13 protein-coding genes (1 of these 13 only partly in view) are annotated in these 14,915 nt (G+C 36.9%); 10 read left to right on the top strand and 3 right to left on the bottom strand.

What is annotated here, in order from left to right; all coding sequences use genetic code 11:
• Nucleotides 1–120: 120 nt before the first annotated feature.
• The gene (locus OOL07_RS05840) at nucleotides 121–768 is read left to right on the top strand and encodes a NapC/NirT family cytochrome c (protein ID WP_232085892.1); all 648 of its coding nucleotides are present in this window, start codon (nucleotides 121–123) and stop codon (nucleotides 766–768) included.
• A 97-nt stretch (nucleotides 769–865) separates the two neighbouring features.
• Here OOL07_RS05840 and OOL07_RS05835 read toward each other — a convergent pair whose 3' ends face one another.
• Nucleotides 866–2,590 carry a proline--tRNA ligase gene (locus tag OOL07_RS05835; RefSeq protein ID WP_264695555.1) on the bottom strand — a complete coding sequence of 575 codons (1,725 nt, stop codon included), beginning with the start codon at nucleotides 2,588–2,590 and terminating at the stop codon, nucleotides 866–868.
• A 146-nt stretch (nucleotides 2,591–2,736) separates the two neighbouring features.
• Between OOL07_RS05835 and ndk the strand changes: the two genes are divergently transcribed.
• The 9 genes from ndk (at nucleotide 2,737) to gcvPA (ending at nucleotide 12,743) form a co-directional block, all read left to right on the top strand.
• Nucleotides 2,737–3,165 (top strand): nucleoside-diphosphate kinase, encoded by a 429-nt coding sequence (ndk, locus tag OOL07_RS05830; protein WP_264695554.1) that lies wholly within the window; start codon nucleotides 2,737–2,739, stop codon nucleotides 3,163–3,165.
• A 13-nt stretch (nucleotides 3,166–3,178) separates the two neighbouring features.
• Nucleotides 3,179–4,249 carry a dual-specificity RNA methyltransferase RlmN gene (gene rlmN, locus OOL07_RS05825; RefSeq protein ID WP_264695553.1) on the top strand — a complete coding sequence of 357 codons (1,071 nt, stop codon included), beginning with the start codon at nucleotides 3,179–3,181 and terminating at the stop codon, nucleotides 4,247–4,249.
• A gap of 34 nt (nucleotides 4,250–4,283) precedes the next feature.
• Nucleotides 4,284–5,033 (top strand): type IV pilus biogenesis/stability protein PilW, encoded by a 750-nt coding sequence (gene pilW / locus OOL07_RS05820; protein WP_264695552.1) that lies wholly within the window; start codon nucleotides 4,284–4,286, stop codon nucleotides 5,031–5,033.
• Nucleotides 5,034–5,079: 46 nt separating this feature from the next.
• On the top strand, nucleotides 5,080–6,354 hold the full coding sequence (gene hisS / locus OOL07_RS05815) for a histidine--tRNA ligase (RefSeq protein WP_264695551.1): 1,275 nt from the start codon (nucleotides 5,080–5,082) through the stop codon (nucleotides 6,352–6,354).
• A gap of 5 nt (nucleotides 6,355–6,359) precedes the next feature.
• The gene (gene pgi / locus OOL07_RS05810; protein WP_264695550.1) at nucleotides 6,360–8,012 is read left to right on the top strand and encodes a glucose-6-phosphate isomerase; all 1,653 of its coding nucleotides are present in this window, start codon (nucleotides 6,360–6,362) and stop codon (nucleotides 8,010–8,012) included.
• Nucleotides 8,013–8,111: 99 nt separating this feature from the next.
• Nucleotides 8,112–9,380: a glucose-1-phosphate adenylyltransferase gene (glgC, locus tag OOL07_RS05805; protein WP_264695549.1), complete on the top strand. Its 1,269-nt coding sequence runs from the start codon at nucleotides 8,112–8,114 to the stop codon at nucleotides 9,378–9,380.
• A 110-nt stretch (nucleotides 9,381–9,490) separates the two neighbouring features.
• Nucleotides 9,491–10,951 carry a 4-alpha-glucanotransferase gene (gene malQ / locus OOL07_RS05800; protein ID WP_264695548.1) on the top strand — a complete coding sequence of 487 codons (1,461 nt, stop codon included), beginning with the start codon at nucleotides 9,491–9,493 and terminating at the stop codon, nucleotides 10,949–10,951.
• A gap of 22 nt (nucleotides 10,952–10,973) precedes the next feature.
• Nucleotides 10,974–11,369: a glycine cleavage system protein GcvH gene (gene gcvH / locus OOL07_RS05795; RefSeq protein WP_264695547.1), complete on the top strand. Its 396-nt coding sequence runs from the start codon at nucleotides 10,974–10,976 to the stop codon at nucleotides 11,367–11,369.
• A gap of 18 nt (nucleotides 11,370–11,387) precedes the next feature.
• Nucleotides 11,388–12,743 carry an aminomethyl-transferring glycine dehydrogenase subunit GcvPA gene (gene gcvPA / locus OOL07_RS05790; protein WP_264695546.1) on the top strand — a complete coding sequence of 452 codons (1,356 nt, stop codon included), beginning with the start codon at nucleotides 11,388–11,390 and terminating at the stop codon, nucleotides 12,741–12,743.
• Here gcvPA and OOL07_RS05785 read toward each other — a convergent pair.
• Entirely contained in the window at nucleotides 12,707–13,843 is a 1,137-nt protein-coding gene (locus OOL07_RS05785; protein ID WP_413774106.1) for an anhydro-N-acetylmuramic acid kinase, read from the bottom strand. The two genes, gcvPA and OOL07_RS05785, sit on opposite strands and share 37 nt — an antisense overlap.
• A 13-nt stretch (nucleotides 13,844–13,856) precedes the next feature.
• Nucleotides 13,857–14,915, bottom strand: the 3' portion of a protein-coding gene (locus OOL07_RS05780; protein ID WP_264695545.1) for a M23 family metallopeptidase. The gene runs 345 nt beyond the window's last position; the window shows 1,059 of its 1,404 coding nt (coding positions 346–1,404); its start codon lies off the right edge, out of view; the stop codon is at nucleotides 13,857–13,859.

Here is a 14,915-nt window from a genome sequence, read left to right as displayed (position 1 = left end):
TGATAAAACAATATAAAACGTTTTAAGTAAGAGGTAATAAATATATTTTTGTATGGTTTATCCCTATCTAATCTATAAGAGGTGTAAGAACACACTATATCGCCCAAGGAGTAAATAGCTATGTTGTTGTCTAAGTTAACGCAATGGTGGCAAGCCATTCGTGAATATCTTGAAGTAAATTGGCGGCCTGTATTAATTGGTGCAGGAAGCCTACTTGCTTTACTTATTGTGGTTTTTGGTGGAGAGGCAGCACTATCAACAACTACTTTTTGTACCAGTTGTCATTCCATGTCCTATCCTTATAAGGAGTTAAAGGAATCTCCGCATTATGGATCCTATGGATTAGATCCAGGTTGTAAAGATTGCCATATTCCTCGTGGGTTATCTAATTTCCATAAGGCAGTGGCTACTCATGTGGTTGATGGTGCTAGAGAGCTCTATCTGGAAATTTTTGAAGATTATTCTACGATTGATAAATTCGATGAGCGTCGCCAAGAAATGGCACAACATGCACGTATGAATATCAAAAACTGGGATAGTCTTACCTGTAAAAGCTGCCATGTGAATCCACAACCTGTGCCGAAATCTGGGCAAAAAGCTCACAAAAAATTAAAGCAAGGATGGACCTGTATTGATTGCCATCAAAATCTTGTGCATAAACACGTGAAGTTTACCGATCTGAATGAAAGTAAGAAGCAAGGTAAAATGGTGATTATGGATAAGCCTATTGATTGGACAGATAAATATCCTCAGGATGATCGCTATTAGGAAATAAGCTATATGCTAGTTTGTTTCCTAGCAAGTTAGGAATAAAAAACCCCGGGGCATCCTGGGGTTTTTGTTTTTTATAAGCGTTGATTATTTATTAAGACGAGTAGTTTAGATTTAAGTGTGTTTTAAGTACTGAAGTTAAATCAGTTAGCTTTATTTGAGTACTTTCTTTATCTTGCCTTCCCTTATACTCTACAGTACCAGATTCTAGTCCTCGTTCGCTGATAATTAAACGATAGGGGATACCAATTAAATCCATATCAGCAAACATAACCCCTGGCCGTAATTCACGATCATCTAGCAAGACATCAAAACCAGCATCTTGAAGTTCTATATATAATCTATCTGCTGTTTCTTTTACTTGATCTGATTTATGCCTATTGATAGGAATTAAAGCTAGCTGAAAAGGAGCAATTGCAGAAGGCCAAATAATTCCATAATCATCATAATTTTGTTCAATAGTAGCAGCGACTATTCGAGATACTCCGATGCCATAGCAGCCCATAGTAAGACCTATAGCATGCCCAGTTTCATCGAGTACTGACACATCCATAGCTTGGGTATATTTATTGCCTAACTGAAAAATATGGCCTACTTCTATCCCTCGAGTAATAGATAAATATCCTTTTCCATCAGGGCTCGAATCCATATCAACCACATTACGAATATCAGCAGTAACAGGCTTAGGTAAATCCCGATCCCAATTTGCTCCAGTAAAGTGCTTATCTTTTATATTGGCACCACATATAAAATTGATTAATGCTGCTGCACTATGGTCTGCAATAATAGGAATATTTAAGTTTATAGGACCTATAGATCCTATTTTAGTTTGGCATACGTCCCATATTTCTTCTGAAGTAGCAAATTTTAAGGGGTTAGCAATTTGAGGGAGTTTTTGTGCCTTGATTTCATTCAGATCATGATCACCTCGAAGCACTAAAGCAACTAATGGGCTATCGATTCCATGTACTAATAATGTTTTGAGACACTGCTTTGGGGAAACATTTAGGAATTGGCTTAACTCTTCGATTGTGCATTGATTTGGTGTATCAACTAAAATTAAATTCTCCTTAAGCAAGGTATTTTCTAAATTTGAAGAAGGTAATGCCTCTGCTAATTCAACATTAGCTGCATAATCACTTTCATTTGAGATAGCAATAGCATCTTCACCAGAGTCAGCAAGGACATGAAATTCATGAGAAGTATTGCCACCAATAGATCCAGTATCTGCTTGGACTGCTCGGAAATTTAAACCAATTTTAGTAAAAATGCGAGTATAGGTCTCATACATTTGTTGGTAGATATGATCTAATGATTCTTGATTTAAATGAAAGGAATAAGCATCTTTCATTAAAAATTCCCGAGCACGCATAATACCAAATCTGGGTCTAATCTCATCTCGAAATTTAGTTTGAATTTGATAAAAAAGCACAGGTAATTGTTTATAGCTTTTTAACTCTTGACGTGCCAGATCAGTAATAATCTCTTCGTGGGTAGGACCAAAGCAAAAGTGCCGTTGATGTCGATCGATTAACCTTAGTAGTTCAGGTCCATATTGCTCCCATCTGCCTGTTTCCTGCCAAAGCTCAGCTGGCTGCACGGCAGGCATAAGCACTTCTTGAGCACCTATCCGATTCATCTCTTCACGGATAATATTTTCAACTTTACGTAATACTCTTAATCCTAGAGGTAGCCAAGTATAGACTCCTCCTGCAAGGCGGCGAATAAAACCTCCCCTAAGCATCAGTTGATGGCTAATAATTTCTGCATCAGCAGGAATTTCACGAGTAGTTGAAAGTAAGTATTGGGAAGCTCTCATAATTTTTAAATAAAATTAAATCCTTTTGTTGATTTCATTATGTATTTACTGCCGTGCTATCATTACGTTTAGTGATAGTGGTATCATTTTTATGTTTTTTTAAAAAGCATAATGAAGTATTTAAGTTTAATGGAGTGTTTTACATAATGGCAATTGAACGCACGCTTTCTATTATAAAACCAGATGCTGTTGCAAAAAATGTGATCGGAGAAATTGATGCTCGCTTTGAAAAAGCTGGTCTTAGAATTGTAGCAATGCGAATGCTTCAGCTCAGTAGGGATCAAGCACAACAATTTTACATTGTACATGCTCACCGTCCATTTTATAGTGATCTTGTAGAATTTATGATTTCCGGCCCTATTATAGTACAAGTGATTGAAGGGGAAAGTGCTATTGCTAAAAATAGAGAGATCATGGGGGCAACTAATCCTAAAGAGGCAGCACTTGGCACTATTCGAGCAGATTTTGCAGAAAGTATCGATGCAAATGCAGTTCATGGCTCTGATGGGTCAGATACAGCCAGAGTAGAAATTGAATTCTTTTTTAAGCCAGAAGAAATTTGCTGTAGAACTTAGTTTTTAAACGATTGTGGCTACTAATCCAGTTAATATTTTCGATTTAGATCGGGTAAAGCTGGAGTCTTTTTTTATAAATTTTGGTGAGAAACCTTTTCGTGCTCGCCAAGTACTCAATTGGATACATCAACGCTTTGTCACTGACTATAGTCAGATGACAGATCTAAGCAAGTCTTTACGGGAAAAGTTAGCAGAATATACCGTTACAGCTCTTCCTAAAATAGAACATCAGTATGATTCAGCGGATGGAACTCGTAAATGGTTACTGCGTTTATCTTGCGGAAATTGTATCGAGACTGTTTTTATTCCTGAGGAAAGCCGAGGAACACTTTGCGTTTCTTCTCAAGTAGGGTGTATTTTAAATTGTTCTTTCTGTGCTACAGGGAAACAAGGATTTAATCGTAATTTACGAACTTCTGAAATTATTGGTCAATTATGGCTAGCAAATGAATCATTAAAACAGTCTAAAACTGGTTTTCAAGCAATTACTAATGTAGTAATGATGGGTATGGGAGAGCCACTTGCTAATTTTAATAATGTAGTGACTGCTATGAATCTTATGCTGGATGATTTTTCTTATGGGCTATCTTGGCGGCGTGTCACTTTAAGTACGGCAGGTATGGTACCTGGAATCGATCGATTACGGGTAGCTTGCCCTGTTAGTTTAGCCGTTTCCCTTCATGCATCTGATGATAAATTACGAGATATACTTGTTCCTATAAATAAACAGTATCCCTTACAAGAATTACTTGCTGCATGTCATCGCTATGTTATTGGGAATAACAAACGAGTTATTACCTTTGAATATGTTATGTTAGCAGGAGTAAATGATTCTCCTCGCCATGCCCAGCAGCTTGTAAAGCTGTTAAAAGATCTTCCAGCTAAGGTAAATCTAATTCCCTTCAACCCTTTTACAAATAGTTTGTATCAGCGCTCTAGTATGGATGTTATTAATGCATTTAGAGAAGTGTTATTAAAAAAGGGGATTATTACTGTAACAAGGAAAACCCGTGGTGATGATATTGCAGCTGCCTGCGGGCAGTTAGCCGGTCAAGTACAGGATAGAATTCACCGGTTCAGTTAAATAATAAAAATCAAATAATAAATGATGTCTTACCATGAAATTTATACCTATTTTTATTGCTGTTGTAGTGGCTACTCTTTCTATAACGGGCTGCTTTGCTCCCTCTACTAAAATGAAAGAGGCTGCTGAAATTAATACTCAAATGGGAATTGAGTATTTTAAACAAGGAGATCTTAAGCAGGCACTTCAAAAATTAAACCGAGCGATTGAGGAAGATCCCACCCTTGCAAGTGCTTATAGCAGCTTGGCTTTGCTTGATCAGCGATTAGAAAAAAGTAAAGAAACAGAGAAAAATTTCCTAAAGGCAATTAAGCTAGATTCAGATAACCCAGAAACTCAAAATAATTACGGGGTTTTTCTTTATCAGCAAGGACGTTATCAGGAAGCCGAAAGGCATTTTTTAAATGCGGTAAAAAACCCATTCTATAGTACACCTGCCTTAGCCTATGAGAACGCTGGAGTAGCTACTCAGAGATTAGGAGATTACAAAAAGGCAGAGAGCCATTATTTAAATGCACTTCAAATTCAGAAAAACCTTCCAGTCTCCTTATACCATATGGCTGAAATTAAATTTCAATTAAAACAATATAACGAAGCTCAAGAATACCTACAACGCTACCAGAAAATATCAAACAATACAGCACAGTCTTTGTGGTTAGGAATAAATATTGAAAAAAGCCTTCATAATGAGGGCATGGCTGCTCAATATGCCTCATTTCTAAAGCAGAACTTTCCAGATTCAGTAGAAAATCAAATGGCTCAGAAAAGTATAGAGCTGCCATGATTTTTATATATCAGGGTGTATTAAAAACTTAGCTAGTTAATAAATTGTGACTAAAAAAATACAAGCTATTCGAGGTATGAATGATATTCTACCTGATCAAACTAGAGATTGGCAAAAAGTAGAGCGTACTCTGCATAGAGTGTTAGCTAACTATGGTTATAAGGAAATTCGATTGCCTCTACTAGAAATGACTGCTCTATTTCAACGCTCGATTGGTGAAGCGACTGATATTGTTGAAAAGGAAATGTATACTTTTCAGGATCTTAATGGAGACAGCTTAACACTAAGACCTGAGGGTACAGCAAGTTGTGTTCGTGCAGTATTACAGCATAATTTACTTACGCAAGGAATACAAAGACTTTGGTATTACGGTCCTATGTTTCGCCATGAACGACCGCAAAAAGGTCGATACCGCCAATTTTATCAGTTTGGCGTAGAAACTCTAGGTGTACCAGGACCTGATGTAGATGCAGAATTGATATTTATGACTGCTCGATTTTGGCAGGAGCTTGGATTAAAAGGATTACAACTTGAGCTTAATTCTTTAGGATCGCCAGAATCAAGGGCAAATTATCGAGAAGCACTGGTTGCATTTTTTACTAAGCATCAATCAGCCTTAGATGAAGACAGTCAGCGTCGCATGCATACTAACCCGCTAAGGATATTAGATAGTAAAAATCCGCAAATACAGGATCTCATTAATGAAGCTCCACAAATTCTAGATTACTTAGATGATGAATCTTGTAGGCATTTTGATTTATTGCAAAACTTACTTAATAAGGTTGGGATAGCTTATAAAATTAACCCACGATTAGTGCGAGGCTTAGATTATTACACTCGAACTGTATTCGAGTGGACAACAGATCAATTAGGAGCTCAAGGAACTGTTTGTGCAGGGGGACGTTATGATGGGCTAATTGAACAATTAGGCGGTAGCGCTACTCCAGCTGCAGGATTTGCGCTTGGTTTAGATCGATTAATTGCTTTACTCAAAGATAAAAGTTTAATTGAGTTACAAATATCTATTGATGCTTACTTAGTGGCTGTAGGTATACAGGCAGAAGAGCAAGCACTTTATTTGGCTGAAGAGCTACGAACAAAGATTCCTACCATTCGGTTACAGGTTAACTATAATGGTGGTAATTTTAAAAATCAATTAAAAAAGGCAGACCGCAGTGGTGCTCGCTGGGCATTAATTCTTGGCGAGAATGAGATTACTCAAAATATTGTGGGTATAAAATATTTACGTGATACGCAACCCCAGCAATTTATTCCGCAGAATAGATTGCCTGATTATATTAACCAGCAATTGAAGGGTTAAATTTTATGAATACTCCTGTAACACACGCTTCAACTTGGGAAAAACTTTCTAAACATTATGAAGAAGTAAAAAATCTTCATATGCGAGATTTATTTGCTTCTGATCCTAAAAGATTCGAGCGATTTTCTTTAACGCTTAAGGATATTCTTTTCGACTATTCTAAAAATAGAATTACTCAAGAAACCATTGATTTACTGATTAACCTTGCCCGTGAGCGAGATATAAAACGATGGATTGCACGGATGTTTTCAGGAGAGGCAATTAACATTACAGAAAACCGTTCTGTGCTTCATATTGCGCTTCGTAATCGATCTAATACACCTATCATTGCTAATGATGGTGAAGATGTGATGCCGAAAGTAAATGGGGTACTAAAGCGTATTCGGGAGTTTTGTGGCGAGATTCATAGTCATAAATGGTTAGGGTTCAGTGGAGCTCCTATAAAAGATATTGTAAATATTGGAATTGGTGGATCTGATCTAGGACCAGTTATGGTAACTGAAGCACTACGTCCCTATGCTAAACAAGGAATTCGTGCTCATTTTGTTTCAAATATTGATGGTACCCAATTAGTTGAAATATTAAAGAGTATTCAGCCGGAAACTACTCTATTTATTATTGCATCAAAAACATTTACAACTCACGAAACACTGACTAACGCCCACAGCGCAAGAGAGTGGCTACTTCGGGTAGCACCAGATAAGAGTGCGGTTGCAAAACATTTTGTTGCCATATCTACCAATAAAAATGAAGTAGAAAAATTTGGTATTGATTCTCGGAATATGTTTGAATTTTGGGATTGGGTAGGCGGTCGCTATTCTTTTTGGAGTGCTATAGGTTTATCCATTGCTCTTTATATCGGAATGGATAATTTTGAATCTATCCTAGAGGGGGGGCATGCGATGGATAAGCATTTCCAAGAGGCACCTCTTGAGGAAAATATGCCAGTGATCGCAGGTATGCTAGATGTTTGGAATATAAATTTTTTAGGCGCTAGAAGCCATGCTGTTTTACCCTATGATCAATATCTACATCGACTCCCTGCTTATCTACAACAATTACAAATGGAGAGTAATGGTAAAAGCGTGACTCGAAATGGAGAGTTTGTAGACTATGCTACAGGGGATGTTATCTGGGGGGAACCAGGCACTAATGGGCAACATGCTTTTTATCAGCTTTTACACCAAGGAACTCCCCTAATTATAGGAGATTTTTTAACCCCCATTGAGACGCATAATCCAATAGGTATTCATCATGAAATTTTGCTTGCAAACTTTTTTGCCCAAACCGAATCCCTCATGAAAGGAAAGACAGCAAATGAAGTAAGGGCTGAATTAGAGGCAGCACATTATGATAAAAACAAGATAGATCAACTCATTCCTCATAAAGTATTTAAGGGTAATCATCCTAGTAACTCTATTCTTTTCTCTAAATTAACTCCCCATATGCTAGGTTCTATCGTTGCTTTCTATGAACATAGAGTATTTGTACAGGGTATTATTTGGAATATAAACTCATTTGATCAATGGGGTGTAGAACTAGGAAAACAATTGGCTAAAGTTATTTTACCAGAGCTTCAAGCAAAGGATACAGTAACTAGTCATGATTCCTCTACCAATGGGCTGATTAATTATTATAAATATATGGCCCAAAGTTAAATAACTTCCTAATAAGATATACTACTTAAGTAGGTATTGGAATTTTCTGATACCTACTGATTTTCTTTGCAACTGTTAATTATAAGAGAGGCTAGAGTTATGGTTGAAAATTATAATGCACGGTTTATTAGCCGCTTAACTCGAGACACGGTAGCCCTTGTATTAGCAGGAGGAAGAGGATCACGGCTTAAACAATTAACTGATTGGCGCGCCAAACCAGCTGTACCTATTGCAGGAAAATTTCGTATTATTGATTTTCCTCTTTCTAATTGCATAAATTCCGGTATTAGAAAAATTGGCGTACTTACTCAATATAAAGCTCATTCTCTGATCCGTCATATTCAGCAAGGTTGGGGATTTATGCGAGGTTATTTCGGTGATTTTATTGAACTATTACCTGCCTCGCAACGTATTGGAGAAGATAGTTGGTATGTAGGTACTGCAGATGCAGTTTACCAAAACTTAGATATTATTCGTACCTACCAGCCTAAGTATATCCTGATTCTAGCAGGAGATCATGTCTATAAGATGGATTATGGGGATATGCTCGCTTATCATGTGGAGCGGGAAGCTGATGTTACTGTGGGCTGTATCCATGTGCCGCTTAAGGAAGCTTCAGCTTTTGGGGTAATAGAAATAGATGAAAATCTACGAGTGACCTCGTTTATAGAAAAACCAGAAAATCCTCAACCATCACCAGGAAAAACTAATGAAACTCTTGCTTCTATGGGTATTTATATTTTTAATGCAGATTTTTTATATGAACAATTAGTGCGAGATTCCGATTTTACAAATACCTCCCATGATTTTGGGAAAGATATTGTACCTAGCATTATTCATAATAATTATCGAGTAATGGCTTTTCCTTTTCGGGACGTACAAGGAGGTGATCCTGGTTATTGGCGAGATGTGGGTACTATAGATGCTTTCTGGAAAACCAATATAGAACTAGTAAGTGTTAGACCAGAGCTTAATCTTTATGATAAAGGTTGGCCTATATGGACTCACCAAGCGCAGCTACCTCCTGCTAAATTTATTTTTAATACGGCAGATCGGTGTGGCGTAGCTATAGATTCTATGGTTTCTGGAGGCTGTGTAATTTCTGGATCTAAAATATATCATTCCCTCTTATTTTCTAACGTATCCATTCATTCTTATAGCGAGATTAGAGATAGTGTGATATTGCCTGATGTAATGATAGGTCGGCATTGCCGTATCAGTAAAGCAATTATAGATAGAGGTTGCTACATTCCAGATAATACAATTATTGGAGAGGATATAGAAAAAGATAAGGATCGCTTTTATGTGAGTGAAGAAAATGTGATTTTAATAACCCCAGAGATGCTAGGGCAAAGTCGTATTTATTAGATACTATTTTTTTTCTTTATTACTAAAAACTATAGATTTACGTTTAATCTATTTGGTAGATTAATGCTCCTTTTACTAAAAAGTAACCTTTATAAAGGAGTATTTACTATATGAATGATGGTACACTCCAGAAAAGATGTGCTGGAGTCTTACTTCATATTACCTCCCTTCCTAATAGAGATTTGGGAGCAGATGCCTATAAATTTATAGATTTTCTAGCTCAATCGGGCATGAGTCTCTGGCAGATCCTTCCACTTGGGCCTACCCAAGGTAATTTGTCCCCATATCAATGTTTGTCAGCCCATGCAGGTAATCCAAAACTTATTTCACTACAGGATTTAGCGAACGAGCCTTGGTTCAATTTTAAACAATCCACCTCGTCTCGTAATCGGAAGAAAATTCTAAAGTTAGCTTATCAAGCATCTAGCCAAGATAAAAAGCTTCAGAAAAATTTTTTGTCTTTTTGTAATGAGCATGCTTTTTGGTTAGAAGATTATGCAATATTTAGTATATTACTAGGGATTCACGGTAATAAGCCTTGGTTTAAATGGCCCAAAAGACTGAGGAATAGAGATTCAAAATATTTAAAAGAAATTGAGCTAGAATTTGCTACCCGTATAGATCAAGTTCGTTTTGAGCAATTTATATTTTTCCAACAATGGCTAAAACTTAAAGCTTATGCACATCAAAATGGAGTTTCTATTATCGGGGATATGCCTATTTTTATTGCCCATAACTGTTCTGATGTGTGGGCACATCCAGAGTATTTTACTCTAGATAAAGACGGTCAGCTAACTTCAGTAGCAGGTGTACCTCCAGATTCTTTTTCTAAAGTGGGGCAACGATGGGGAAATCCATTATATCGCTGGAATCGGATGAAAGCTGATGGATTTCAATGGTGGATCCAAAGAATAGGCATTCAATTTAAGCTCCATGATATAGTAAGAATTGATCACTTTCGCGGTTTTGAGTCTTATTGGGAAATTCCAGTGACTTATAAAACAGCAATTAAAGGTCATTGGGTAACTGCCCCTGGAAAATCACTATTTAAAGCATTAAAGTCTTACTATGGTACTTTACCTATTATTGCAGAAGATCTAGGATATATTACCCCTGAAGTAGAGGCATTGCGGGATCAGTTTTATTTACCTGGAATGCGAATTTTGCAATTTGCATTTGATGGTAATCCGAACAATTCGTATCTCCCAGCCAATCATATTGAGAACTGTGCTGTGTACACAGGCACCCATGATAATGATACTACTTTAGGATGGTTTAATAGGTTACCTAAAAAAAAGCAGCAAATTGTTTATAAGTATCTAGGGATTTCTAAAAAATCTATGCCATGGGATTTGATTCAAAGTGGATTAAATTCAATAGCCCAATATATTATTATTCCCATGCAAGATATTCTAGAGCTTGACACTGAAGGGCGTATGAATACACCGGGTACCATTAGGGGTAATTGGCGGTGGTATTTTAATTGGCAACAGATCAAGTCAGGATTACAAGAGAAGCTTTATGGCTTACTAGCGTATAGTAATCGGTTACAAACAACAGATAAGCGTTAAAAATAAATTAGGGAGAATTTTAATGAGTAATGTTCCTTCAGAATTAAAATATAGCAAAACCCACGAATGGGTTAAAAAAGAAGGAGAAGATCGGATTACAATAGGTATTAGTGATCATGCACAACAACTACTAGGAGATATAGTATATGTTGAATTACCTACTGTAGGCACTAATGTTCAGAGTGGATTAGAGTGTATGGTAGTAGAGTCAGTAAAAGCAGCTTCTGATATTTATGCTCCTATAGATGGTGAAGTTATTGAAGTTAATACGCTACTTGCAGATCGTCCTGAGCTTATCAATCAAGATCCTTATAGAGAGGGATGGTTGTTCCGATTGAAAGTAAATAGTATGGAGAGTTTCAATCAATTACTAGATTCTGGTGCTTATATGCAACTGGTTGCTGATGAAAGTCATTAATCAAGAGAGATATTAATTATGCCATTTATTCCGCATACTCATGATGATATTCAAGCAATGCTCACTAAGATTGGTGCAGCTAATATAGATACCCTCTTTGATGAAATTCCTGCTAATTTAAGAACTACCATTAGCCATTTAGTACCCCAAGGATTAAATGAAATAGAAACCACTCAATTGCTGAGAAAAAAAGCGGCAGAAAATATACCGCAAATATGTTTTGCTGGAGGGGGTGCTTATCAACATCACATTCCTGCTGCTGTATGGGAAATTGTCTCTCGTGGAGAGTTTTATAGCGCATATACGCCTTACCAAGCTGAAGCAAGCCAAGGTACTCTGCAAATTATTTATGAATATCAGAGTATGATTACCTCCCTAGCTGGGATGGATGTGAGCAATGCTTCAGTTTATGACGGAGCCTCTGCATTAGGAGAATCAGTGCTAATGGCTGTTCGTCTTATGCGAAATAAACCAGCTACTATTTTACTACCTGATACTATCCATCCAAACTATCGTAAGGTAACCGCTACTTTAGTAGAAGATCAAAAGATTACCTTGCAAAAAATACCCTATAGTTCATCAGGAACGATTGATTTTGATACATTAAAATCTTATGGAAATGACTTTGCAGCTCTAGTAATTCCCCAGCCAAACTATTTTGGTTGTTTAGAAGAAATAGACACTCTAGCTAATTGGGCACATGATCGGGGTAGCTTAGTAATTGGCGTAGTCAATCCTATATCTCTGGCATTGTTTAGACCGCCGGGGCAATGGGGAAATAAGGGAGCAGATATTGTTTGTGGAGAAGGACAACCTTTGGGTATACCCCTAGCAAATGGGGGGCCTTATTTTGGATTTATGGCCTGTAAGCAAGCACATATTCGTCAAATGCCAGGTAGAATTGTGGGGCGCACTGTAGATATAGAAAATAAGCCGGGGTATGCTCTTACTTTACAAGCCAGAGAGCAACATATTCGTCGCTCAAAAGCAACTTCAAATATTTGTACAAATCAGGGATTAATGGTGACTGCTGCAACCATACATATGTCTCTTTTAGGCTATAAAGGATTAGCACAAATAGCCACATCTTGTCATAGCAATATATCTTATTTATTGAAAAAATTAGTAGCTATTTCAGGTATTCAATTGGTATTTAAAAAGCCATTTTTTCATGAAGCGGTATTAAAATTTCCAGCCCCCGCTAGAGAGATTTTATCTTATTTGGGTCAGAGGGAGATTTTGGCTGGAATAGAATTAGGAGGAGATTATCCTGAATTAGGTGATAATGTGTTGTTGGTCTGTGCTACTGAGATGCGTACGCATGAAGAGATGGATCTTTATGCAAAAGAGCTCGGTAATTTTTTAGCAGGATAAATAGCCCCTAAAATTACTGATCTTTTTGCACCAGTTACAGTAGGTATGTTTCCGGGTAGGCCTTCTAGGGTTTGTTTGGCTAACCAAGCAAAAGCACAAGATTCTACCCACTTAGGCGGAATTCCATAATCTATAGTGGTAGTAATTTTGCAGTGAGGTAATGCCCTTTGTAGATTATTTATGAGGGTTTTATTATATGCTCCACCCCCACAAACCACTAACTCATTAGGCTGAAAATAAGAACTAATGACTGCTAACTGAACACTCTTTGCGGTTAAAGCACATAAGGTAGCTTGAATATCTTCAGGAGAAATTTCCCTATTTATTTGATTTAAAATATTTTGTAACCAAGATAAATTGAAATATTCCCTACCTGTACTTTTTGGTGGCTTTAAAGAAAAATAAGGATCGTCCAATAGCATATACAGTAATTCATCATTAACCTGTCCAGAGGCTGCCCAGATTCCATCTTGGTCCATCACCTGATCTTGATTCTTGGCTATCCATTGATCCATAAGGATATTACCAGGGCCCGTATCAAACCCCCATATTGGAAGATCTTGATTAGCAGGTAATAAGCTAATATTAGCTATACCACCAATATTTAATACAGCAATATCTTGGTTCAATGGTTTTTTCTGTAGAAGAGCAGCATGAAAAGCAGGAGTAAGTGGTGCTCCTTGCCCTCCAGCAGCCATGTCACGACGACGAAAATCAGCTACTGTAGTAATTTCTGTTATTTCTGCAATTATATTAGGATCTGCCAATTGTAAAGAAAAGGGATAAGAAGTTTGGTTAGGGTAATGATAAATAGTTTGACCATGGCTTCCTATGCCATGAACTTTAGTAGGAGAAATATTTGTTTTTCTTAGTATTTCTGTTGCTGTTTCTGCAAATAAATATCCAAGCTTAATATCTAGAGTACCCAAATCTTTTAGGGAGATTTCATGATTTGTTACTAATTCAAAAAGCTGACTTCTCAGGGATTGAGAAAAGAGAGTAGTGTGGGTTGCCTGAATTTTAAAAGATTCAAGTTCAATTAATACACCGTCTATAGAATCCATGCTTGTCCCAGACATAAGACCTATATAAAGAGGCATAATAAATTTACTTTTAATCTAGTACTGCAAGGTCCGTATCCGCCATTTCCAACTGTGTGATAAGTTCATGGGCAGTATTCCGAAAATCCTTCATAAGAGTAGCAGGAATATTCTCTGCTTTAGGTAGTTCCACAGTAAGAGGGTTGCGTGGAGTACCATTTACTCGGATTTCATAGTGTAAGTGAGGACCTGTAGCTAGCCCTGTTTGTCCCACATAACCGATAATCTCTCCTTTTTTAACTTTTGTATCCTGCTTTAATCCTTTTTTAAAGCGAGATAAATGGGCATAGAGTGTACGATATTTTTCGTTATGCTTTAAGATAACAACATTACCATATCCGCCTTTTTTTCCGGAAAAAATAACTTTACCATTACTAGCAGCTTGAATTGGCGTACCTGAAGGAGCAGCATAATCTACACCATTATGTGCACGATCTTTTTGTAAAACAGGATGTTTACGCTTTGAGCTAAAATAGGAACTAATGCGGGTGTAGTGAACGGGGGCTCTAGAGAAATCCCTGCGTAAACTCTCCCCTTCCGGAGTATAGTAGTTACTATTACCATAAAGATCGGTATAGCGAATAGCACGGAAAATTTTACCTTGATTAATAAACTCAGCAGCTATAATGGTTTCTTTTTCTATTACTTTATCCTGTAAGTAACTTTCTTCTAATAGGACTCTAAATCTATCCTTAGGTTGTAAATCTGATGTAAAATCAATATCTTCTCCAAAGATATGGGCTAAATTCATAATTTGAGTATTTTTAAGTCCAGCATGAAGCCCATCTTTAACTAGAGAATGTTTAATAGTTCCTACAACTAGTTTATGATGAATGTCTGGCTCTTGTGTTATTCTACGAGCTTGGAGTTTATTATCTTTTTGATAAATTTCTAAGTAATCAGTAGTGTTAATATTAGTACGTAATTTAGATAATTTACGAACACCTTCACTTTCCGTATAAGCTATTTTTAATAGATTACCGGGCATTAAATAAGCTAGAGGAGAAGCTATTTTTCCTAGAGAAATAATTTCATAGGATTCACGTGGATCTAAGCCTGAATTTGCAAAAAT

Origin of the sequence: Candidatus Nitrosacidococcus sp. I8, assembly GCF_945836005.1 — a bacterium.
In the GTDB taxonomy this organism is placed as follows: domain Bacteria; phylum Pseudomonadota; class Gammaproteobacteria; order Nitrosococcales; family Nitrosococcaceae; genus Nitrosacidococcus.
Note: the sequence above shows the minus strand (reverse complement) of the source record. Positions and strands in the feature narration are given on the sequence as shown.